Source organism: Oceanobacillus sp. FSL W7-1304 (assembly GCF_037969805.1).
Lineage (GTDB): Bacteria > Bacillota > Bacilli > Bacillales > Amphibacillaceae > Oceanobacillus > Oceanobacillus profundus.
Genome location: NZ_CP150211.1, coordinates 2,320,557 through 2,343,557, shown reverse-complemented (window position 1 = coordinate 2,343,557; position 23,001 = coordinate 2,320,557). Strand labels below are relative to the sequence as shown.

The following is a 23,001-nucleotide window of genomic DNA, read 5'->3' as shown; positions in this document are numbered from 1 at the left end:
TTTTAAGGTATAAATTTAAAAAAACCTTGCATTTTTATTCGGAAATGCATATAATAAAACTTGTCCTTGTTTTTGAGGATTGTCTGGTAGCAATAGCGAAGAGGCCACACCTGTTCCCATGCCGAACACAGAAGTTAAGCTCTTCAGCGCCGATGGTAGTTGGGGCTTTGCCCCTGCAAGAGTAGGACGCCGCCAGGCCAATGAAAACCCCAGTATATAATTGCATATACTGGGGTTTTTGTGTTTTGGTGTATAAAAGCTGTGGATGACTTAGTTACCTCGATCATGACCACAAAGTGCTAAATCCGTAGCGAGACTCCTCCGTAGTAAATCAAGGTGGCATCGCTATTGTTCTTTATTCTACTTTCTTCCATCATTTAGTCTTCTAGCTTCTTCAGGACTAGACATTTTTGTTGCTCCTTTATAGCGAAGTCCCACATCTCGATCAGATTCTACGCGTCCGCTTTCTCTCAATTTCTTTTCTTGGCGGTCTCTTCCCATAATTAGCACCACCCAACATTAACATTAGCGATTTTGAGACTTTTATTCATGACTTCATTATCTACTCGATATACTTAAATATCATTCAAATTGGATAAGTATGAAAATATTTTCTTTGTTAGGAGATTTTGTGCAAAAATAGAATGGGTGATACAATTAATTTGGTAAATAAATTTTTCAAATGTGTTTACATAACTATAATGATATGAAAATAAATATCGACTAAAGAACATTTTGGAGGGAATATATGGTGAAGAAAAAGTTAGGTTTATTATTTGGGGGAAAGTCTGCGGAGCATGAAGTTTCTTTACAATCAGCTAAAAACGTGATGGAAGCAATTGATCCTTCGAAATACGATGTTGTGTTAATTGGAATTGATAAATCAGGGAAATGGCATTTAAATGATGCTTCCCATTTTCTTTTGAATGCTGAGGATCCAAAATTAATAGCATTAAATAAAACAAATAAAGGAATTGCTGTGGTACCCGGTGAAACTGAAAATCAACTTGTAAATAGAGAGGGAATGGAAGCATTAGGTCAATTAGATGTAATTTTTCCCATTCTCCATGGAACTTTAGGAGAGGATGGAAGTATTCAAGGGATGCTGCGAATGGCCAATATTCCTTTTGTTGGTTCAAATGTGTTAGGCTCAGCAATAAGTATGGATAAAGATATTGCCAAACGATTACTTCGAGAAGCGGGTTTAACGGTTGCCAATTCATATACGTATACATGGGCGTCAAAAAATAGTATTTCATTTGATGAAATTACACAGCAATTAAATCTCCCTTTGTTCATTAAACCAGCTAATCAGGGGTCATCTGTTGGTGTGAGTAAAGTGCAGACACAGGAAGAATTTGAAAAAGGCGTCGCAAGTGCCTTTAACTATGACCACAAAATATTGATTGAGGAAGCAATTCAAGGTAGGGAAATTGAGTGTTCTATTTTGGGAAATGAAAATCCAATTGCATCAATACCTGGAGAGATTGTCGCAACAGCTGACTTTTATTCTTATGAAGCTAAATACATTGATGAAAGCGGAGCAGCACTTGAGATTCCGGCCCAGCTAAGTGAAGATGTAACAAAGCAAATACAAGAAGTGGCGATAAAAGCATTTAAAGCATTAAATTGTGATGGAATGGCAAGGGTCGATGTTTTCTTAACAAAAGACAATGAAATTGTAATTAATGAGATTAATACAATACCTGGATTCACCAAAATAAGTATGTATCCAAAACTATGGGAGCTAAGTGGTATACCATATAGTCAGCTAATTGATAAACTAATTAATTTGGCTTTAGAGCGACACCAACGTGATTCGTTTTTAAATAGCTCTTTTGAGGATAAATAAACCCATTAGCAAATTAAAAAACCCCTTTAAGAGTTTCCGCTCTTTAAGGGGTTTTTTAATTCTATTTCTTCTGTAAGGCCTTCTTCTTGGTCATTAACCTGACTTCTGCATTAAGCGCTTTGTATAACGCAATTCCCATTAGAATCATGACAAAGGAAAATGGTAATGCAGCAATAATGATTGTGTTTTGTAATGCTGTTAGACCACCAACATAGAGCAAAATTAATGCTACTGTTGACTGGGATACGCCCCAAATAATTTTTACATTGTTTGGTGGAGTTAAGGAACCGCGAGTTGATTGCATTCCTAAAACAAAGGTTGCTGAATCGGCTGATGTAATAAAGAATGATGCAATTAATAATATTGCAAGGATCGATAAAAGGAATGAGAGTGGTAACTGATCAAACATGTTAAACAATACCAACTCTGTATCAAATTGTGCAATGTTTGTTCCATTATCTTGAACGTTACCAGCTGTTGTTCCAAATGCTGCAAACCAAACAGAAACAACTAACGTAGGGATGACCATAACGCCCATAAGAAATTGACGGATAGTACGTCCCCGGGATACTCGTGCGATAAACATTCCTACAAACGGCGCCCATGAGATCCACCATGCCCAGTAGAAGATGGTCCACGAATCTAACCATCCACGATTATCACCTTCAAGTGGGGCTGTTTTAAAGCTCATTTGCACAATTTTTTGTATATAAAGGCCTAATGTTTCTGTAAACATATTTAGAATGAGTAATGTCGGCCCGAGAATAACCACAACAATAAAGACTAGTATAGCAAGAATCATATTTAAGTTGGATAAATATTTGATTCCTTTACTTAAACCAGACCAAGCTGACATCATGAATAATACGGTTACGATTAAAATAATAACTAGCTGTGGAATAAATCCAATTTCAACTCCGAATAAATGTGATAATCCAGCGTTAATTTGAACTGCACCAAATCCAAGTGAGGTCGCTACACCGAATACGGTAGCAAAAACAGCTAGTACATCGATTAATGTACCTAATGGACCATTCATACGGTCTCCAAATAAAGGCCTTAGTGTAGAAGAAATTAATCCAGGCATACCTTTTCGAAATTGAAAGAAGGCAAGTGCAAGCGCGACAATACCATACATTGCCCATACATGAAGACCCCAATGAAAGTAAGAATACGCTAAACCTTCTTTAAAGGCCTCTGCAGTGCCAAGCTCTGCTTCTGGAGCATTTGAAACATAGTGGAAAAGAGGTTCTGCAGATCCGTAAAAGACAAGACCAATTCCCATACCAGCTGAGAATAGCATGGCAATCCAAGAGCCTGTAGAAAAATCCGGTTTTTCATGATCTTTTCCAAGACGAATTCTCCCATAAGGGCTAAATGCAATAATGATTGCAAAGATAACTAATGCTGACATGAGCAGCATATAATACCAACCAAAAGTTGTAGAAACAAAATTTTTAACATTATTTGTTATTTGTTCAAACTGGGTAGGAAATGATGCTCCCAGAATAACAGAAATAATAACTAACGCTACAGCTATGTAAAAAACCTTTGAAATACGCTTCATGATTCCCCCCTAAGAATAAATTTGACATATGTGTAATAAGCATACGGATTATTATACCCGTTTTGAAAAATAATGAAACCCTAAATAAGGAAAGTTCACAATTTAAGATTTCGTTATCTACTGATAGGATTGGCAATGATTAACGGTTATATGTATGATAGAAGGGGAAGTTTGAGTTTTTTAAAATTTAATTTTTTCATTTAATTGCAAAGCAAGATTACTGCTGCTAATTAAATTCGGATAATAACCTAATTTTTAGAAAAGAGAAGGGCTTATGATAGATTATAAATTTGATAAATTATTACATGTACGGACGGGTCCAGAGAAGAAATTGTCTTTCCCGGACTCGATTCAGTATAATCCGTATGAACCAACACCGTACCATGCACTTGAAATACTGTTTCAGCAATATGAGGTGAGTGAACAAGATCATTTTGTGGATTATGGGTGTGGGAAAGGGAGGTTGAACTTCTATATCCATCATTTTTATCGTGCATCTGTGAAGGGGATTGAAATGGATGAAAATTTCTATCAGGAATCGATTGTCAACCTAAGAAAGTATTTGCAGCATACGAATAATAGGAAGGATACAATTGAGTTTATTTGCTGCTTGGCAGAAGAATATATTATCGATCCCATGGATAATCGATTTTACTTTTTTAATCCATTTTCCGTTCAAATATTTCAGAAGGTGATTAATCGGATTTTACGTTCAATTGAAGAATCGAATCGAGAGGTAGAGTTAATTCTATACTATGCACATGAAGATTATGTGTATTTTCTAGAGGATAAGACAATATTTGAATTGAAACAAGAAATCCAGTTGCCTGGACTATATGAAGCGAATCCATATGAACGTTTTCTCATTTATCGAGCTGGCAATTAAGTTGGAAAAAGAGCTAAGAATCTTCTTAGCTCTTTTTGGTGAGCAGCGTTTTCGAATAGTTAACGTTAAAGATCGGTTAATTTCAGCTGCTGATCCTCTAGGACATAGACTGTATCAGCAACGCGCTCTGTAAATGTACGGTCATGTGAGACAAGGATAACCGTTCCTTCATATGCCTTTAAAAATCGCTCTAGTGCTTCAATACAAAAAATATCAAGAAAATTAGTTGGCTCATCTAAAATGAGTATATTGTATCTTCCTAAGAAAAGCTGGCATAATACCAGTCGAATGGCTTCACCACCACTTAACGCAGAAGTTTTCTTTTTCAGATCATTGCCTGTAAAATTCATGGCATGAAGCACTGCACGAATCTTGCTTTCATTGTAGTCACTTTTATCCTTCATATAGGCGAGGACTGTTTCAGCCTTTTCGAATTGGTAGCTCATTTGGTGATAAGCCCCAATCACAGCTTTAGGAGAAAGGCTTACTCCTTCGCCATGCTGTATAATATGTTGGAGTAAAGTTGTTTTTCCTGAGCCGTTCTTTCCAGTAATTGCGATTGTACTGCCTAATGGGAATTGAAAGCTCGCCTCTTTAAGAATCCTGTTATTTCCAACTTCCAATGTTAATCGATCTGCCATAATCGGAAACTTGTTATGAAGCTTGAGTGCGGCTGTTTGATGGAAATGTAGGGAGCGTTCCTTTTCTGGAGCGTCCACCGCTTCAAGCTGTTCCACACGTTGTTCGATACCTTTAGCTGCCCGTTGAACCGCTTTTTGACTGGTTCCTTTTGATTTTGTTTCGAACATTCGATTTGCCATTGCCTTTGTATCCTTTTTTGCCATCCGCTTATTAGCATCTGTTATTTTTTCTGCCTTCTTCATCTTTTCTTCAGCAGCTTTTAAGAGACGATTTTTCTCTTTCACATATTTTTCGTGCTGTTCTTGCTGCTGTTTATGCTGGAGCTCCTTTTGCGCTACATAATCTGAAAAATTTCCTGTATACTCGGTTACTTTTCCGTCTTCAATTTCCCAGATTTTTGTTACAAGCTTATCTAAGACAAAGCGGTCATGGCTTACAAGTACAAGTGCTCCGTAATAATACGTTAACTCATCGATAAAGAAAGTTGTTCCAGTTGTGTCAAGATGCGTAGTCGGCTCGTCAATTAATAGTCCTTCATGATACGTGGAGAACAGCTGGGCAAGTTTCATACGAGTCTGTTCTCCACCGCTTAGATAACGAATATCAGTTGAAGGGACGGCTAGTTTCCCTAATAGTTCATAGTCCGTCTCCTTTTCAACTGGTTCCGCCAACTGGTCGAAATAGCCAAAATCGGAAAAGCGATGCACATCTCCTCTGTCCGGTTGAATTTGTCCGTGAAGGAGCTTTAATAATGTACTTTTTCCAGCTCCGTTTTTACCAACAATGCCAATTCGATCAAATTGGTGTACTGCTAGTCTTGGTATATCCAAGATGACTTTATCAAAAAAGGTGAGTTCTATATTTTCTAGTTCCAAACATACTTTTTCCATTATGCTTTACCCCCTATATAATTTCTGGTTAATGCATTTGTGCCGATTAATATTTCTAAGTCAATTGTGATTGCAGCTGCATCCTGCCTATAAAATTGCTTGATTTGTGCTTGATTGGAAGTCCAAGTTAGTGGCGTCATACGGACCAAATCTTCAAGCGCTGTTTGATGAAGCTCTCCTGTATCCTGTACACGGATGACTTCTAATAAGTCAAAATGCCTTTTAAATAAATCTACTGTTTCTGTATTGTGATGCTTTGTTTTTTGGGAAAGCATCTCTCGTAATTCACGGAGATAGTTAGGTCCGGGAACTACTTTGATAACGAGTCCGCCAGGCGTTAAAATCCGTTTGAATTCCCGATAATTAGCTGGCGACAGGATATTTAAAATAAAGGAACATGCTTTGTCGGCAAGTGGCGATTTGGCCAAATCCGCGACAAGCCATGTAGGTGTATCATGATTTTTTGCTGCCATAATAATTCCTTCTTTTGATATATCAATACCAACACCAGTAATTTTAGGCTGCATACACTTATCTAAAATTGCTTGTAAATGAGATCCTTCTCCACAACCTAGATCTGCTACCATCAGAGAAGCAGCTGATGTGCGTGGTTGTTGATTAATTACATGCGCGATAGTGTCATGCAGCATAGTGTATAAGCTGCTATTTGTAATAATTCTTTGTCTTGCTTCAAACAATTCCTTGCTATACGGACTAGTAACTTGATGTGTCAGCATATTGATATAACCTTGTTTGGCAAAATCAAATGTGTGGTTTTTGGAACATACGAAGCTCTTCGGGTCGATAACTTCCATAGCGCTTTGACAAATTGGACACTGGAATGCAGTGTTATATTGATGGACGCGTTTTGCGGTTTTCATTTTTTTAGTCATGTTTTACCTCATCCTTTCCAATAAAAAAATCACAGGCAGTCTGCCTGTGATTTAGAGTAAAGGGAAGAAGCCCCGTCCTTATTCAGTTAGGAGTTAAGCTAAGATAGCTGTCCACGAAATGACTCTTTCTATTATGGAAAGAAATTACCAGAAGGAAACTTGCTTGCCACATAGGTGCCAAATAGGCATTAACAAATGTGAATGACAAATTTACAGATGCGTATCTGATACCAAATTTTCCATTGAAAGAGTACAAAAATAAAGAAAGGCAGAATAAACCCACCTTTCTACATCCTATCTATATATTATACAAAATGAAGATGATTAAAAAAGGACAGACTAATCCCTTTACCCTGTCTATACAAACAGAGTCTTTGAACGTATTAAATTACTTAGTTCAAAGTTAGGGAACGTAATCTGATTGAATGCATTTTTTAACCATCCTCCTTAAATTAGTTGTTATCGTATCATATTAATTATAGAACTTCTAGGAGTAAATGTCAAAAAGAGGGGGAGCGACTTTTTCTTAGAAGTGCGAGTTCAAAAAGCAAGTCAACGAGCTTCATAGGATGTGGTGACTTCAACGTGTGCAACAGGACGTGTTGGAAGAGTTAGTCAATGGTCCTCTGTTCTCGATGTGTCATTTTCACCGACTTTTTGAACATCCTCTATAAGGTGATTTCCCAGAATTCCCGATCCTCTATAATAAGGTCATCGGGCTTCTTGATATCTTTCCAGTGTTTCTTACGCTTTACAGAAATCGGCAGATGCTCTTCTCCATTTATACTGGTGAAATATTCACCGACATATGCAGTTCCAACAGCTTTCTCCAAATACGAATAGAGCAATGCTAAGCATTTCCTTTCAAACTCTTTTCTATTCCATTGTTTGGTCGAGATCCACTCGTGCTTTAATGGTAGCGAGTTATTCGTAGTTGTTACTTGGTGTTTGAAAGAAAAGTGAGGGCTGTAGGAAAAACGTTCCTTGCTTTCACTGTCATAATTATTTTCAAAATGTAAATGTGTAAAATCCAACTCACTTGCGAATACGTTTGGTTGTTCTGGTGAGATTGGGTTTAAACCGAACGTACCAACAGGTAATCTCATGGGTGAAGCGATATAAATATACTGTGTCATGCTTGGATGCTCCTTTTCCAAATCGAATGGGTAAAAAGGCAGTAGCAACTAATCAAACGTTTGATTAGTTGCTACTACTATAATTATCAGTAGTTATTTTATGCTTGCCATATCCTCAATGATTAGGATCAACTGATAAAGCTGGTCGTTAATTGGCGTTGGAATGCCATACTTTCTACCAAGCTCACACACTTTTCCAGCGAAATACTCCACTTCGGTTTTACGTTCTTCTACAATATCCTGAAGCATAGAGGTTTGCCCATCTGGTGATAGCTTCATTAAAATTGGTCGATAGCTATGGACATCTGCTTCTGTCAGATTCACACCAACCTTTTGTGAGATGGCAACAACCTCGTACATCGCCTGTTCCATCCACTCGTGGAGTGAAGGTACCTCCTGAAAATATTTATAAGGTGCACGTAATACGGCAGAAACTTGGTTAATACCAACGTTAAACATGAATTTTGCCCAAATTGTATGCCAGATGTCTTCTGGTATCTCATAAGGAATACCGGCGCGTTCAAACAAATCTTTTGCGGCAAGAACATCCTTCGAGAGGCCTCGATCCTTATCTCCGAAGCAGATTTTTCCGATACTAGAAAAGCGAATACGATTATCTCTTCTTACTGCATCGATACCAACACACATGCTGTATAAGATATGGTTATTTTGTTTACGATTATAGATTTCCTCTTCACTAGATATTCCGTTTAAGAGTGATAGAATAATTGTATCTGGGCCAATATAGTATTTCATATCAGTAAGAGCCTGTTCGAGCTGGTCATTTTTCACAGCAAAAATAACGAGGTCTACAGGATCAGCATTTGTCTCGGGCGTTTTATAATTAAAATGAAACATCGTGTTATTTACATCTAGTCCGTTAGCTGTGTAGCGGTTAATTCTATCCTTGCTTGCGACAACTGTAAAATCGCTGCCTAATAATGTATGTAATTTGCTACCGTAAGCAGCGCCGATTGCACCTAAACCTATTAAAGCAACAGACTGGATTTTTTTCATCTTATTCCCCGCTTTTCAATGTTTTCAATTATAATTAGTATAGCATAAATATTCATAATTCAAAAAAAGAGGGTGAAACCGTGATTTTTGAAAAAGGGAATATAATGGTTCGTCCATTACAAACAAATGATAATCATTTGTTGGTTAGATGGCTTTCAAACGTTACTGTTCTTGAATTTTATGAAGGAAGGGACAATCCTTTTGATCTAAAGAAAGTCAATAATGATTTTTATAATCTGGATGACGGTGTTGTTAAATGCATTGTTGTATATAAAGCAAAAGCTATCGGCTACATACAATTTTATCAAGTAAATAATAAAACAAGTACAATACATGATTATAGTCAGGAAGAAATTACTTATGGAATGGATCAGTTCATTGGTGAACCCGAATATTGGAATAAAGGAATTGGAACATTACTTGTTCGTTCAATGGTAGACTATTTACTTGAGAAAAAGCGAGCTGATAGAGTTATAATGGACCCTCAACGAACAAATTCACGAGCTATAAGATGTTATGAAAAATGCGGATTTAAAAAAGTTAGAATCTTACCTAAGCATGAATTTCATGAAGGTGAGCTACGAGATTGCTGGTTAATAGAATTTAACCGGTCCATTTAGCTTATTATACGGTCGAGAATTAGTAATAACTTTAAGGTAGCTTTGTCTTCAAGCTACCTAAGAAAATATTTAAAACTATTTTAGCTTAAGGACTCATCTAAAAATGCTAGTATTTTAGGCCAAGAGTCTTTAGCAGCTTGAGCATTAGCATTTGCACTCCCGCCAAATGTTAGGGTAAACGGTCCATTTGAAAGCAAAACCTCTGGTGGCATAGAAGGAAAAGTAAACGGAAAGCATAGAAAATGGCCTGCGTCTTTATAGTGCAGATGGACATTTGGGTACGGGTGATTTTTCTCTGTGAGGCGTTCCATAATCATGTTGGAAAATAGAGAGGAAGGCCATAATTGATCATCTCCCCCCGATATTAGCATGATAGGTGCTTGGATTCTTTCAACTGGAATGCGTGCTGCATCAATCTGTCCTTTATTTTTTAAGGTGTTATGAAATACAGAGAGGTTGGATATTGGTTTACGAGTCAACAACTTGGAAAAATAGCTAAAAAAAGAAGAAACACTATTCTTCGGCTGTAAATAGATTAATGGCTTATTTTCATAGGTCCAAGCAGGGTCAGGTACTCCCATAAAGTTTCGTAAACCAGCATAGCGAACTCCGCTTGGTGAACCAGCAACAACTGCTTTAATTTCAGGAAACATTGTCCCCAATTGTAGTGCAAGCTCTCCACCTCGTGAGAAGCCGACCACAGCAATTTTATTTGCATGGACATGAGGCTGCTGTTGTAACCAGTGTATAGCTGTTTCGAAGTATTCAAGCGGAATGTTAACCAAGTCTTCCGGAACATCCTCTATACCAAAATACGCTAATGAAAAAGCAGCATAACCATGGGAAGCAAGTAGGGCCGCAGCGCTTTCCCGCATACCGCCATCCGACCCACCTAGTATAAGTACTCCCGGATGAGAATCAGGACCAGTTGGTTGATAAAGTGATCCAATCATTCCTTGCTCGTCAACCTGGGTTTTCGATACGTGAGGTGCTGCAAACGCCCGAATAACATCCACACTTGCAATGATATCCCCATTTAATTCAGCGGTGATTGTCACCGTGAAAGGGGTAGATTTAGACTTTGTGAATAATGCATGTTTTTTTGGATCATCCAATTTCATGGACCACAATAGTCCCATGGAATCGATTGCCTCGTATGTACCGCTTATAGGCTTTTGTTTACTTAGGTCAATAACACCTTGTTCATCTGTTTGAAAAAATCCATAGGATTCAAATGGATTACGATTCCCGTCTGTACTTCTTGCCTGTATCTTGACAGTTTGTTTTGGGTTACAGCCTGATAATCGGATTTGTAAGGGTTCATCTACAAGAGCAATCTGTGGAGTGATAATAAATTGAGGTGCTTTGGTGGCTAATTTAGTCATTTATATTTTCCTTTCACATCTAAATTTTAAATTATCATTCAATTCAGTAATTATTCTATCCTAAACGCTTTCTTATCTCAAGCATATTCAAGAAGAGATTATTAAAGTTCATTGCTTTATAAACATATGTAAAAAGTATTTGACATATGTTTGAAAAGTTTTATAATTATAAATGTCAAATACTTTTTACATTCAATGAATCAAGGTGGCGATTATAATGGATTGGTTTATTTTAATTATCTTCTTTGGCTTTTTGTTATTGATGGTTTTGCTTATTGGTATGCTACTCTATTCGTTAGCGAAGCAAGGGGACGAACGGAAAAGTTTTATCAAAGCAAAAGCTATGTCGTATACATTCGCGATTATAGTAGGAGTTTTACTAATAGAAATTGGTATGTCTATATACATGGTTAGTGTAAAAGGGCAGACCGTAGAAGGAATGAGTCCTTTTATATTTCTTGTAATCATTTCTATCGTATACCTTGTAACACTACTATATAACAAAAGGAAATATGGGAATTAATATGGAAAATAACATTCGGCAACTAAGAAAAGCAAAAAAGCTATCTCAAGAGGAAATAGCTAAACTATGTAAGGTTTCTAGACAAACGATTAATGCGATTGAAAACAATAAATATGATCCCAGTTTACAATTAGCATTTGATATTGCAAAACAGTTAGAGGTTACCGTAGATGAATTATTTATACCTAGTAAATGAGGTGAAGGGATATGGATAGAACAAAGAAGTTTATGCTTATTGTTAGTATCTCCGTTTTTTGTATATTCGCAGGATTTATTGTATATAACTGGGTGCGTTTTGAAGCCCTTGATGCAGGCCAGATATTTTTTACGTTCATTGCATTATCATTCATTTTTAACATTCTAACGTGGGGAAATCATGAAGGAGCCGGAAAAAAAGATGAAATGGATTTTCATATAATGGCACAAAGTGCAAGAATAGGATATTTTGTATTAATGGTTCTTGCAAGTCTCATTTTATTCATTTCAGAGGGGACTGGCAATTTCAATCAGATTACGAATTATCCACTTCTCATTTTAGTCGGTCTCACATTTGTTATATTGCCAATAACTGAATTTATCTATGCGAAAAAATTCAAGTGATGTATTTAAAGGAGGAAATAATATGTTATCACCAAAAGTACGAGACACTTATGAGAAATTAGTGGCAGATGAAAGAGTAATCCGAACATATAAATTCATAGAATCGGATCATGAAAATACGGTTTCTGAGCAAATTCAGCTTACAGAAATCCCAGCACCGCCATTTCAAGAAGAGATTCGGGCTCAAGATTTCAAGAAACGCCTACAAAGGCTTGGACTGAAAGATGTCAAAATGGATAAAGAAGGGAATGTATTTGGGGTCCGGCCTGGAATTGGAAATGGACCGAAGTTGTTTGTTTCGGCCCATTTAGATACTGTCTTTCCAGAAGGTACAGATACAACGGTAACAGATAAAGGTGGGAAATTATATGCACCAGGAATTGGAGACGATACGAGGGGATTGGCAGAGGTATTGGCAATCATTCGTGCACTTAATGCGTCATCGATTTCTACAATTGGAGATATTATCATAGGTGGAACGGTTGGAGAGGAAGGCGCTGGCGATCTCCGCGGTGTAAAAGCATTTTTTCAAGAAAACATGGTAGACGGATATATATCCATTGATGGACCGAATATGAATGTTATTACGTATTTGGGTACTGGAAGCTACCGTTATCAAATTACATACAAAGGTTCTGGCGGTCATAGTTTTGCAGATTTTGGCTCTCCCAGTGCAACACATGGATTGGGCAGAGCTATTGCAGCGATAGCTCAATTGGAAACGAAAGCAAATCCCAAAACAACCTTTACAGTTGGCGAGGTTCGTGGAGGGACATCGGTAAATGCAATTGCTCAGGAAGCTAGTATGCTTGTTGATTTGCGCTCAAATGATCAGCAGGAACTCGACAAATTAGATAAAGCGTTTTTAGAGATTGTAAGAAATGCGTGTGACGAAGAGAATAAGCGATGGAAAAGTGAAGATCTTACAGTAGAAATGGAGCGGTTCGGTAACCGGCCGCCTGCAAGTCAACCATCTGATGCTGTTATTGTGCAAGCGGCTTGGGCTGCAATCGAATCAGTAGATGGTGACCCACGACTTGGACAGCCAAGTAGTACGGATGCGAATTATCCGATGAGCCTGGAGATCCCCGCTATTACCACTGGGACTGGTGGAAATGCTGGAGGAGCACATACACTGGAAGAGTGGTATGATCCAACAGATGGTCACCGCGCAATTCAAAAAAGCTTTACATTGATTTTAGGTTTGGTAGGCGTAAAGGATGTTTGTGAGCCTTTACTTCCTGTTATAGCGAAAAACGATTAAGAGTCTTTGTTATAGAGTGAAAATAGCTTTTAGGGATATGAATCACTATGGATTTCATATCCCTATTTTATATGTATTCCCTCATTTGTTTTCTAATTCGCAATTTGATACGATAACCTCAGAAATAGGAAAGGAACACGTATATGAAAGTATATTGGATATGGCTATTATTTAATATTAGTCCATGGATATTTGCTTTAGCATTCTTCTCTGTAAGTATGGTTGAATTACTATGGCGCTTACTCGGTGTTGCAATCTATTTTGTCATTTTTTTTGTTATGCCATTGGTAACAAACAAACCGGTATTTACAATGATTCTGCTCAGCCTGAATACATGTATTGCGGTAATTACTTTATTCCCGTCACAGGGGGACGGATTTAATCCTTTTCTTATCCTGATTCTTTCTCTGCTTATTGGTGAAGCCTGTTACTACTTGAATTTCCGACAAGTTAGCGTTGTTGTAATGGTCGGTATGGCAGGGATTATTGCTTTGCTTTTATCTGCAGAACTCTCTATCTTTACAACAGGTTTTATCGTGATATACTTTATATTTTTATTAATTGCAAGCTTTAAGTATAAGCAAACAAAGTATCAAAATGATGACCTACGTGCTCGATATGACGCTTTGCTCAGTGAATATCGAAGTGTGAAGAGACGTCTTTCATCGGATGAAGAATTAGCAAGGCAGGAAGAGCGTGTTCTAATTGGTCATGAAATCCATGATTCTGTCGGTCACAAGCTTACAGCCCTTCTTATGCAGCTTGAAGTATTTCGATTACAAGCAGCAGAAGATGATAAATCGCAAATTGAATCGTTGAAGGAGCTTGCGAATCAAAGCCTGGAAGAAACACGAAATGCAGTAAAAATGTTAAAAAGTAAAGATGTTGGTGGGCTTGCCGGAGTTTTACGTTTGATTCGTAAATTGGAAACAGAAAGCTTTATTCGCATTCATTTTTCAGTTAAGCATGGTGCATTTGCGGCACCACTTACGGGAGAACAGTCATTTGTCATCTACCGTTCGGTACAGGAAGCATTGACGAATATCATGAAGCATAGTAATGCAAGAGAGGCAGAAGTTATGTTTGAAGCCCCTGGCGGGAGTATTTTCCGTTTTGAAATTAACAACCCTGTAAAAAATGATAATCGATTTCAGGAAGGGTTTGGTCTAGCTTCCATGCGGGAGCGGATTGAAAAAACTGGTGGCGAGCTACATGTGCAGAAAACAGATGGACAATTTATTGTCCGTGGTTTATTAAAAATAGCTGACCTGGGGGAAGTGTATGATTCGAATACTACTGGCTGAAGACCAAGTGATGGTAAGGCAAGGATTAAAAATGATGATAGAGACAGATGAGGAAATAAGAGTAACAGGGGAAGCAAGCAATGGAAAGGAAGCGATTCAGCTTTGTGAGCAGCAGTCATTTGATGTGGTTATTTTAGACATTCGTATGCCTGTTATGGATGGTATCGAAGCTGCAAGGATAATCCAGAGCCGCTGGCCAAAGTCCAGGATTTTAATATTAACGACATTTGATAATAATCAGTATGTCATGGACGCACTAAAGATTGGGGTTAGTGGTTATATTCTGAAAAATGCCGATACAGATTCGTTGATTCGATCAATTCGCAGTGCCCTGCAAGGTGGATTAGCTGTAGAGGACCAGGTTGCAGCGAAAGTTATGCCGCTATTACTTAACAAGCAAGTGGAGAAAACGGTCGATCCCTCCTTAACACCCCGAGAACGTGCCATTTTAACGTGCATTGGTGAGGGGCTTAATAACAGTGAAATTGCGGAACGATTGGGATTATCGGTAGGAACAGTGAAAAATAATACAAGTCAAATTTTGAATAAATTAGAGTTAAGGGATCGTACGCAGTTAGCTATTTATGCCATACGACATAACCTTGTATGAATAACAACGTGTCATTAGCAAAATAAAATGACTAAAGTAATTCCTGATTAACTTGGTAATGACTAAAGACAGTAGTGATGCTGTCTTTATTTTTGTATGCTTTAAATACAACCAATTGAGGGAGTGTGTCCATATGATCGAAACGATAAAGTTAAGTAAAACATATAAGGGCAAGAAAGCCGTAGATGAAATTAACATTTATTTAGATGAAGGAGAATCAGTCGGGTTGCTTGGTCCAAATGGAGCTGGAAAGTCAACTACAATTTCTATGATATCCTCCTTGCTGAAACCAACATCAGGTGATGTGAAGCTAGATGGTAAAAGTACAATAAAAAATCCAGCTGAAATTAGAAAGGTGCTTGGTGTGGTACCGCAAGAAATTGCATTATATGAGGAACTTTCGGCTTATGAGAACTTGAAGTTTTTCGGAGAAATTTACAAGGTTAAAAAGAATGTACTTGAACAGCGGATTCAGGATGTACTGGATATGGTTGGATTAAAGGAGCGGCAAAAAGAGCTTGTGAAAACATTCTCTGGCGGGATGAAAAGGAGAGTGAATATTGCAGCTGCATTGTTACACAATCCGAAAATCCTTGTATTGGATGAGCCAACTGTTGGAATTGATCCACAATCGAGAAACCATATTCTTGAAACGGTTCGCAAATTGAATGAAGAAAATGGTACAACGGTACTTTATACGAGTCATTACATGGAAGAGGTAGAGCAGCTATGTAAACGGGTCTATATTATGGACCATGGCAAAGTCGTGGCGTCTGGAAGTAAAGCAGAATTATTAAGTATTTTATCGAGTGAAGACACAATCCGCGTCAATTTAAGTGAAACAAGTGATGAGCTAATTAAGAAGATCAAGTCTTTAGAATATATCCGTCTTGTTGATGAAACAAGTGAGGGAATCCGAATTATTTGCAAAAAAGGTGCTAATATTCTTGGTGACCTGGTGCGTGCAGCGGAAAGTGAAAGGATCCAATTAACGAATTATCAAATGGAGACACCGAGCCTTGAAGATGTCTTCTTGCATTTAACCGGTAGAACATTAAGAGATTAGGAGGAGGTAACGGAGGATGCGTTCATTTTTAAGAAAAGATTTACTTGTCTTTTGGAGAGATCGTAAAGAAGTGCTCATTTCTTTGCTAGCACCAATTTTATTGATTGTTGTTTTGAATTTTGCCTTCTCTGATTTGTTTGGTGAGGATGCAGAAGGGTTGGATATTGACTTAGGAATCGTTTTAGAGGACGATGAGTCTCTTGGATTTGAGCAGTTTACGGAAACAGTTTTAGGAATGGATTTATCGGAAGAAGAAAAGGAAGCGATGATAGCACAGGCATCATCGATTTCACCCGGCGGTTTAATGACTTCCTTTTTTAGTGATCCAGAATTAAGTGGATGGATTACGACAAGGGAATTAAGTGAGGTAGATGCAAAGGAAAAAGTAGCGAATGGGGACTTAGATGCGTTCGTTAAGATTCCAGATGGTTTTACGTATGATGTTCTTAGCCAGCTTATGCTTGATCAGCCTGCAGAAAACGCTCTAACCATCCAAATCGAAGAGCAATCTACCGAGTCGGATACAATTCACAACATCATCTCGAATTATCTCGATACGCTTAACTTTCAATTTGCCCTTCAAGGTGTAACGGATGGGGAATTACAGGATCCGATATTACCCCAAGGAGGAAGGGAAGTTATTGAAGGAGTCGAGTCGTTTGGTATTTCGCAGTATTTTACAGTTGCAATGAGTTTTTTGTTTGCGCTATTTATAGCTTCTACCGTTGCAATGAAGACTACCACGGAAAAAAGAGAACGTGTATTTAATCGGATTATTTTAACGAACAGTAACCCGATTTCCTTTTTAATGGGAAAGACAATTTCTACCTTTTGCTTCGTGTGGCTACAGTTAATGATTGTGTTTACAGTTAGTCATTTGCTGCTTGATGTGTTTGAAGGAAAAGCAATGGCATTTTGGTTTGGGGCAATCATCATTATTACGTGCTTCTCTTTAGCAGTAGCTGGACTATCCGCAGTGTTTACAACAATTACATTAATTATAAACAATACAGATGCGGCCAATGGAGCATTTAATTTAGTCATCATGCTGTTTGCAGCAGTTGGAGGGAACTTTTTTCCAACTCAAGGGTTACCAGAATGGCTGCAAAAAATAGGTGAATGGACACCGAATGGGCTAAGCTTGTCTGTCTTTATGCAGTGGACACAGTTTGGCGATTTTCAGACTTTAATTATTCCAATGGTTAAGTTATTTGTATTTTTTGTTGGCTGTCTTCTCATTGGAATAGTTCTATTTCCTAGAAGGGGGAGAGCATAATGTTCCCAGTATTTAAGTCGCAATGGAGGAAGGATAAACGCAAGCCATTGATGGTTATTCTTTTTCTGGTAGGAAGCATTGCATTAACACTTATTTTTACGAGTAGTAATATGGTGCCACAAACGACCGTAGCGATATTTAGTAGTGAAACGAATTCTAGTGAAATCATGGATAAATGGGAGCCGTTACTAAATCGTAATGAGTCATTTAACTTTGTGATAGCAGATGAAGAAACTGCACGTACAGATGTAGCAGAAGGAAGAAGGGACATAGCAATTAACTTAAAGGAACATGATTATCGATTCATTACAGCCTATGATATCCCGACCTTACCACTGATTGATCAATACGTTCAAAAGGTATTTGTAGAGGAAGCACAAATTGAAGCAGCAGCAGGTTCACAGGGTATAGACCAGATTCGAAATGATGTGGAGAGTTATTTGGAAAATCCGCCATTCCAAATTCAAACCGAATCACTGAATGGTGGAGAAGTATCCAATTATGATATGGGAATTCAGTTACTATTTGGATTTACGCTTTTTATGGCTATGTTCACAATTGGGTTTAAAGTGAACGGTGTCTTGTCAGATAAGGTGAGTGGAGTTTGGAATCGAATGATTTTATCACCTGTGAGCAAGACAGGAATGTATACGGGACACCTGCTCTATAGTTTCGTAATCGGTTTTGTTCAAATCGCTGTTGTGCTTGTTATTTTTCAGTATGTGATGAATTATGATTTAGGTAATAATTTCTTTATACTCCTTGTAATAGCTGCGATTTATGCACTGAGTATTGTTAGTATGGCGATGTTAATAACTGGGTTTGTGAAGACACCAGAGCAGTTCTATATGATCTATCCTTCTGTTGTACCGATTATTCCAGTTATCAGTGGGGTTTATATGCCACCAGGAACAATAAGTAATGCGGTTCTTTTGTTTATCGCTGATTTATTCCCGTTAACACATGCGATGGAAGCGATGATAAATGTTGCATTTTATCATGAAGGCTGGAATGAGATTGCTTTACCATTAGTTCTAATGCTTTTAATTGGAGTCATTTGTATGGGGGTAGGGATTAATTTAGTTGAACGAAGAAAAGGTTAAAAACTTAGTGCTAGGAAGCCATAGGGAAAGCTCATGATTGTCGATCTTTTACTATGGCTACTTTTTTACGCTCCTATGTAAATCCTTACTTATTCTACAAAATTAACACATTTTTAATATTTACATGCTTCATCATTAAGATATAATTATAGTTACTGCAGATTTGGAGTTAAGCAAAAAATGCTGGATTCGCGTTAAGTACGCAGTCTTATAGCAAGTATATTTGCAGATTATCAAATTACAATTACGCTCAGCTAATCTATTAACTAGCTGGCAAGGAGCATATTGATGTATAGGAGAATAAAGTAATGGAAAACTGGATTACAAGTATAATGGAGCAATTTGGCTACATCGGAATTTTTTTATTAATTATGGTAGAGAATCTTTTTCCTCCAATTCCATCTGAGGTAATTTTAACATTTGGCGGATTTATGACGACCCATTCGAATTTAACCATTCTAGGAGTAGTAATTGCAGCTACTATTGGTTCCGTTGTAGGAGCGATTGTTCTTTATGGAGTAGGATTTGTCATTAACGTGGATCGAATTGAAAAAATAGTGGACAGGTGGGGACATATTCTCAGACTTACCCGAGAGGATATTCATAAAGCAAACGCTTGGTTTGAGAAGTATGGTGTATGGACGGTATTCTTCTGCCGCTTTATCCCTTTAATTAGAAGTTTAATTTCTCTGCCTGCAGGAATGGCTCGTATGAACTTTTGGGTGTTTCTAGCATTAACTACGGTAGGGACATTTATTTGGAATGTTGTTCTCGTTAATATTGGTGCTGCAGTTGGCGATTCTTGGGAAACAATTGTTGGTTATATGGATATCTATTCCAATATTGTTTATGCAGTACTCGCAGTTCTATTCATTGTATTGGTTTGGTTATTTATTAAGAAGCGATTTAAAAAATAATTGATTAAAATGTATTTGAAGGTGGGCGATTAGGAGAAATCGCCCACCTTCTGTTTGCAAGCAGCTAATTAAAGCCCAAATGCCTTTGCTAATAATTGAATTGCCTTCTTTCGATTTGCAGCTCCTGGAAGGTTTGGAACAATTGTGACCTCGTCTGCTTGATAAAATTCCGCTAATTTCAAAATTTCTTCTTTGACATGATGGGCATTTCCGACAATCGCTCCTTTCCGTATCTGAGTGATCTTTTGTTTTTCAAAAGAGCTATAACGTCGCTTTTGTGCTGTTTGAACCGAGGGGAAGTAGGGTGGGTTCTTTGCAGTTTCAAGCGATGCCATCCAAAGTTCAAAAGCTCCTGCAAAGCTTTGAGCTTCCTCTTTTGTTTCACCAATAATGGTAAAAACAGCAATAGAAACAGTTGGCTTTTCATGAAAGGGAGAAGGTTTAAAGTTCTTACGATAGGTAGAAATAATCTCCTTACCGACCTCTGAGGGCTTGAAAAAATGGGCATAGGTATAAGCTGTACCTTGTTCTGTGGCGATTTTCGTACTTTTGCCGCCAGATCCGAGCATCCAAATTTCAGGTAAGGTATCGGTAACTGGAGTTGCAACTAATTGGTGAAAACGATGTTCAGGATCAGAATCATCGGTTAAGTATTTTTGTATATCTATTACTTGTTGCTCATAGGTTAGACGTTCATCTTTCTCCTCATTCAAGGCATGGTTTACAAGTCTGCCACCAGAGCTATTGCCAATCCCGAGATCAATTCTCCCTGGATGAACTGCTTCGAGTGTTCGAAATGTTTCTGCGATTTTGTACGGACTATAATGTGGAAGCATCACTCCAGCAGCACCAATTCGAATGTTAGTAGTAGAGGTTGCTAAGTGCATCATAAGCATTTCTGGTACACTGCTAGCGATGGAGAGTGCCTGATGCTGCTCTGGTACTAAGTAACGCTTATAGCCGAGGTTATCTGCAAGTTGTGCGAGCTCTGTTGTATGTTTTAATGCTTCATTTGCATTTGTACCTTCATCAATAAGTGCATAATCGAGTATGTTTAACGGAATCATAGATTGGCCTTCCTTTCTAATTCAAATTTAGAAAGAAGCTGAGACATAACAAAAAATGTTAAAGACGAACGATGCATAAGCTTGGTGTAGGAAATATACGTAGACTCCAGCCGCCTCTGGATGCGCGAAGTATATTTCCAGAGCGAGTTATTTGCACCAATCATGTTCGGTTTTTATTTCATAAAAACACTTTTGTCTCAGCCTCAATGTCTTGGAAAAATAAGCTTGAAAACATTAATTGCCAGGTAATACAACTGCTACTTCATTTGTTGCTCTATTTCGTGTCTTTTGAAAAACAATAATTTCATAAGCATGGATACCTGTAAATTCGCCAATGATGTCTTCCTTTTCAGAAACGCTATTGGATACCGCTCTTTTCCATTTTCCAGAAGAGGGAAGATGGAGGTCGAATTCTTCCTTCGTTGGATTAATATAAATAGAGAAGTCATCCGTATCTCCTAATAAGGTGAAGCCAAAAACAGGGTATGGCGTTTCAAGCACATGGAATCGTTGCTGAATTTCTTTTTGTGAAGTCATTCGAAAAACAGTATATTTTTTTCTTAAAGCTATCAAAGCCTTCACAAATGCAATGTTTTCCTTTTCCTGCTCTCTTTTCTTCCAATCCAGCATATTAATCGAATCACCAGAAAGGTAACTATTTTCGTCCCCTTGTTTACTGCGAAACCATTCTTGACCTGCATGTAGAAATGGAACGCCTTGACTTAATAGTGTAATGCCTGTAGCCAATTGATGCATTTTTTTACGGTCATGATCATGAAGGTCTGGATGTGTTAAACATAAGCGGTCCCATAGTGTATGGTTATCATGGCATTCTACATAGTTAATAGTTTGGTTAACATTTATAGAAGCATGATTGTTTGGATCTAATGCAGCACCGGAGAGCAAATGAGGCATTCTTTCTAAGAAACGCCCAGCACCATTGATATAGCCAGTATCTTGCTGTTCGAATAAGTTTCCTTTCATTGAATCTCGGAAATAATCATTGAAAAAACGAATCTCGCTTAATTGGCTTGCATTATAACTTGTTGCTTTTAAGCTGCTATCAAGTGCGGTTGGCAAATCCCATCCTTCACCGAGTAGCATAATTGGAGCTTCTTCTTTCTGACATCGTTTTTCAATTTGTTGCATTGTCTCTATATCCATTGCTCCCATTAGATCAAAGCGAAAGCCGTCCACGTGATATTCTGAAAGCATGAAATCAATTGTATCCAAGATAAACTTACGTACCATTCTTCTTTCCGAGGCGATATCATTTCCCACTCCAGTTCCATTACTTAAGGTTCCGTCTGGATGATAGCGGAAGTAGTAGCCAGGAACAAGCTGTTCAAATGGCGACTCTTCCATGACAAAAACATGGTTAAATACGACATCTAGAATAACAGCGATTCCTTCGTTGTGGAATGCTTGAATCATTGCTTTTAGTTCATTAATTCGTGCGATTGGTCTGTCAGGCAATACGGAATAACTTCCCTCAGGCGTTTGGAAAAACAGGGGGTCATATCCCCAATTATATGCATCATTTGGATGAAACTCATCAACACGTGCGAAATCATTAATGGGTAATAGCTGTACATGCGTACAACCTAACTCTTTTAGATAGGATAGCCCCGTAGAAAATCCATTTTTCGTAGTTGTTCCTGTTTCGGCTAAGCCTAAAAATTTTCCTCGATTTTGAACACCACTTTCTTGATCGATGGTTGCATCTCTAACATGTAGCTCATAAATAATCGCATCTTGTAACTGTTGGATAAATGGGCGCTTTTGATTTATACTGAATTGTTCTGTTCTTATAAAGTCGACGACAACTGCTTTTTGACTATTGGCAAGCAATGCTTTGGCATATGGATCATTGACTCGCTTATTACTCCCATTTACAGTTACTTCATATTCGTATGATTGACCATGCCAGTTACCTTTTAGTTCCAGCTTCCAAACCCCTTTTTCAAGCTTGTTTAATAGATAGCTGTTTTCATTTAAAATGACTTTGACGGAAGTAGCGGTAGGAGCCCAGACAGAAAATATAGTGGCGTTTGGACTGCAAATTGCTCCTAATGATTGATCAATGGCAGCATAACGCTTGTCAAACCAGTCTGTTCGTACAATCCCTCGGGGATAGACAGGTATCTCTGTGTCACCACAATGAAGAAATAGGTCCTCACCAAGGGGAATTTCCTCAGCAACCTCTAATTCTACAGTAGTATCATTAATTTTTTTGATTTGCTTTATTGGTAAAACTTTATTTTCCGCCTTCCAAAACAAGTAAGGCAACTTGTTGTCGGTATTAATTAATGATTGTATATGATGATCGCTGTAAGTCAGCGTTCGAATGTTATCAATCCAAGCAACTTGTTTTTCCACAAAA

General features: G+C 37.9%; 22 protein-coding genes and 1 rRNA gene. 14 read left to right on the top strand and 9 right to left on the bottom strand.

Going from position 1 to position 23,001, the window contains the following annotated elements; translation table 11 throughout:
* The first annotated feature begins 82 nt into the window (after positions 1 to 82).
* Positions 83 to 198: ribosomal RNA gene (gene rrf / locus NYE61_RS11835) — 5S ribosomal RNA — on the top strand.
* A gap of 162 nt (positions 199 to 360) precedes the next feature.
* Here the strand turns inward: rrf and NYE61_RS11830 are convergent.
* Positions 361 to 501 carry a YpzI family protein gene (locus tag NYE61_RS11830; RefSeq protein WP_095311915.1) on the bottom strand — a complete coding sequence of 47 codons (141 nt, stop codon included), beginning with the start codon at positions 499 to 501 and terminating at the stop codon, positions 361 to 363.
* A 247-nt stretch (positions 502 to 748) separates the two neighbouring features.
* Here NYE61_RS11830 and ddlA point away from each other — a divergent pair, with 247 nt between their 5' ends.
* Entirely contained in the window at positions 749 to 1,852 is a 1,104-nt protein-coding gene (gene ddlA, locus NYE61_RS11825) for a D-alanine--D-alanine ligase (RefSeq protein WP_095311917.1), read from the top strand.
* Between the two features lie 61 nt (positions 1,853 to 1,913).
* On the opposite strand, the gene NYE61_RS11820 is transcribed toward ddlA, so the two are convergent.
* Positions 1,914 to 3,419 (bottom strand): BCCT family transporter, encoded by a 1,506-nt coding sequence (locus NYE61_RS11820; protein WP_303448248.1) that lies wholly within the window; start codon positions 3,417 to 3,419, stop codon positions 1,914 to 1,916.
* Between the two features lie 274 nt (positions 3,420 to 3,693).
* Here NYE61_RS11820 and NYE61_RS11815 point away from each other — a divergent pair, with 274 nt between their 5' ends.
* Complete coding sequence (locus NYE61_RS11815) at positions 3,694 to 4,305, top strand: class I SAM-dependent methyltransferase (protein WP_118889272.1); 612 nt, start codon at positions 3,694 to 3,696, stop codon at positions 4,303 to 4,305.
* Positions 4,306 to 4,370: 65 nt separating this feature from the next.
* Here NYE61_RS11815 and abc-f read toward each other — a convergent pair whose 3' ends face one another.
* From abc-f to NYE61_RS11795, 4 genes are all read right to left on the bottom strand, one after another.
* The gene (gene abc-f / locus NYE61_RS11810) at positions 4,371 to 5,837 is read right to left on the bottom strand and encodes an ABC-F type ribosomal protection protein (RefSeq protein ID WP_303448249.1); all 1,467 of its coding nucleotides are present in this window, start codon (positions 5,835 to 5,837) and stop codon (positions 4,371 to 4,373) included.
* Positions 5,837 to 6,730, bottom strand: coding sequence for a putative RNA methyltransferase (locus NYE61_RS11805; RefSeq protein ID WP_303448250.1), 894 nt, complete (start codon positions 6,728 to 6,730; stop codon positions 5,837 to 5,839). Before NYE61_RS11805 ends, abc-f begins: the two co-directional genes overlap by 1 nt.
* A 668-nt stretch (positions 6,731 to 7,398) precedes the next feature.
* Complete coding sequence (locus tag NYE61_RS11800; protein WP_303448251.1) at positions 7,399 to 7,866, bottom strand: hypothetical protein; 468 nt, start codon at positions 7,864 to 7,866, stop codon at positions 7,399 to 7,401.
* A gap of 93 nt (positions 7,867 to 7,959) precedes the next feature.
* Positions 7,960 to 8,883 carry a ketopantoate reductase family protein gene (locus NYE61_RS11795; RefSeq protein WP_303448252.1) on the bottom strand — a complete coding sequence of 308 codons (924 nt, stop codon included), beginning with the start codon at positions 8,881 to 8,883 and terminating at the stop codon, positions 7,960 to 7,962.
* Positions 8,884 to 8,963: 80 nt separating this feature from the next.
* On the opposite strand from NYE61_RS11795, the gene NYE61_RS11790 reads away from it, so the two are divergent.
* Entirely contained in the window at positions 8,964 to 9,503 is a 540-nt protein-coding gene (locus NYE61_RS11790) for a GNAT family N-acetyltransferase (protein ID WP_240033769.1), read from the top strand.
* Between the two features lie 80 nt (positions 9,504 to 9,583).
* Here the strand turns inward: NYE61_RS11790 and NYE61_RS11785 are convergent, their stop codons facing one another.
* On the bottom strand, positions 9,584 to 10,888 hold the full coding sequence (locus NYE61_RS11785; protein WP_339315544.1) for an acyl-CoA thioester hydrolase/BAAT C-terminal domain-containing protein: 1,305 nt from the start codon (positions 10,886 to 10,888) through the stop codon (positions 9,584 to 9,586).
* 217 nt (positions 10,889 to 11,105) lie between these two features.
* On the opposite strand from NYE61_RS11785, the gene NYE61_RS11780 reads away from it, so the two are divergent.
* The 10 genes from NYE61_RS11780 to NYE61_RS11735 all read left to right on the top strand — a co-directional run bounded on the left by NYE61_RS11780 (position 11,106) and on the right by NYE61_RS11735 (position 19,551).
* Positions 11,106 to 11,411, top strand: a complete 306-nt coding sequence (locus tag NYE61_RS11780) for a hypothetical protein (RefSeq protein WP_303448254.1) — start codon at positions 11,106 to 11,108, stop codon at positions 11,409 to 11,411.
* 1 nt (position 11,412) lies between these two features.
* Positions 11,413 to 11,607: a helix-turn-helix transcriptional regulator gene (locus NYE61_RS11775; RefSeq protein ID WP_095311935.1), complete on the top strand. Its 195-nt coding sequence runs from the start codon at positions 11,413 to 11,415 to the stop codon at positions 11,605 to 11,607.
* A gap of 11 nt (positions 11,608 to 11,618) precedes the next feature.
* Positions 11,619 to 12,011 (top strand): hypothetical protein, encoded by a 393-nt coding sequence (locus NYE61_RS11770; RefSeq protein ID WP_303448255.1) that lies wholly within the window; start codon positions 11,619 to 11,621, stop codon positions 12,009 to 12,011.
* Between the two features lie 22 nt (positions 12,012 to 12,033).
* Positions 12,034 to 13,275: a M20/M25/M40 family metallo-hydrolase gene (locus NYE61_RS11765; protein ID WP_303448256.1), complete on the top strand. Its 1,242-nt coding sequence runs from the start codon at positions 12,034 to 12,036 to the stop codon at positions 13,273 to 13,275.
* Between the two features lie 143 nt (positions 13,276 to 13,418).
* Positions 13,419 to 14,579 carry a sensor histidine kinase gene (locus tag NYE61_RS11760; RefSeq protein WP_303448257.1) on the top strand — a complete coding sequence of 387 codons (1,161 nt, stop codon included), beginning with the start codon at positions 13,419 to 13,421 and terminating at the stop codon, positions 14,577 to 14,579.
* On the top strand, positions 14,557 to 15,189 hold the full coding sequence (locus NYE61_RS11755) for a response regulator transcription factor (RefSeq protein ID WP_095311943.1): 633 nt from the start codon (positions 14,557 to 14,559) through the stop codon (positions 15,187 to 15,189). Before NYE61_RS11760 ends, NYE61_RS11755 begins: the two co-directional genes overlap by 23 nt.
* A gap of 133 nt (positions 15,190 to 15,322) precedes the next feature.
* On the top strand, positions 15,323 to 16,255 hold the full coding sequence (locus tag NYE61_RS11750) for an ABC transporter ATP-binding protein (RefSeq protein ID WP_095311944.1): 933 nt from the start codon (positions 15,323 to 15,325) through the stop codon (positions 16,253 to 16,255).
* Between the two features lie 16 nt (positions 16,256 to 16,271).
* Positions 16,272 to 17,531 carry an ABC transporter permease gene (locus NYE61_RS11745; RefSeq protein WP_118889269.1) on the top strand — a complete coding sequence of 420 codons (1,260 nt, stop codon included), beginning with the start codon at positions 16,272 to 16,274 and terminating at the stop codon, positions 17,529 to 17,531.
* Positions 17,531 to 18,634, top strand: a complete 1,104-nt coding sequence (locus NYE61_RS11740) for an ABC transporter permease (RefSeq protein WP_118889268.1) — start codon at positions 17,531 to 17,533, stop codon at positions 18,632 to 18,634. The genes NYE61_RS11745 and NYE61_RS11740 overlap by 1 nt, the downstream gene beginning before the upstream one ends.
* A gap of 308 nt (positions 18,635 to 18,942) precedes the next feature.
* Positions 18,943 to 19,551 carry a DedA family protein gene (locus NYE61_RS11735; protein ID WP_118889267.1) on the top strand — a complete coding sequence of 203 codons (609 nt, stop codon included), beginning with the start codon at positions 18,943 to 18,945 and terminating at the stop codon, positions 19,549 to 19,551.
* A gap of 68 nt (positions 19,552 to 19,619) precedes the next feature.
* On the opposite strand, the gene NYE61_RS11730 is transcribed toward NYE61_RS11735, so the two are convergent.
* Together NYE61_RS11730 and pulA are read right to left on the bottom strand one after the other, a co-directional pair.
* The gene (locus tag NYE61_RS11730; RefSeq protein WP_118889266.1) at positions 19,620 to 20,618 is read right to left on the bottom strand and encodes an LLM class flavin-dependent oxidoreductase; all 999 of its coding nucleotides are present in this window, start codon (positions 20,616 to 20,618) and stop codon (positions 19,620 to 19,622) included.
* A 234-nt stretch (positions 20,619 to 20,852) separates the two neighbouring features.
* Positions 20,853 to 22,997: a type I pullulanase gene (pulA, locus tag NYE61_RS11725; protein ID WP_303448258.1), complete on the bottom strand. Its 2,145-nt coding sequence runs from the start codon at positions 22,995 to 22,997 to the stop codon at positions 20,853 to 20,855.
* Positions 22,998 to 23,001: the final 4 nt, after the last annotated feature.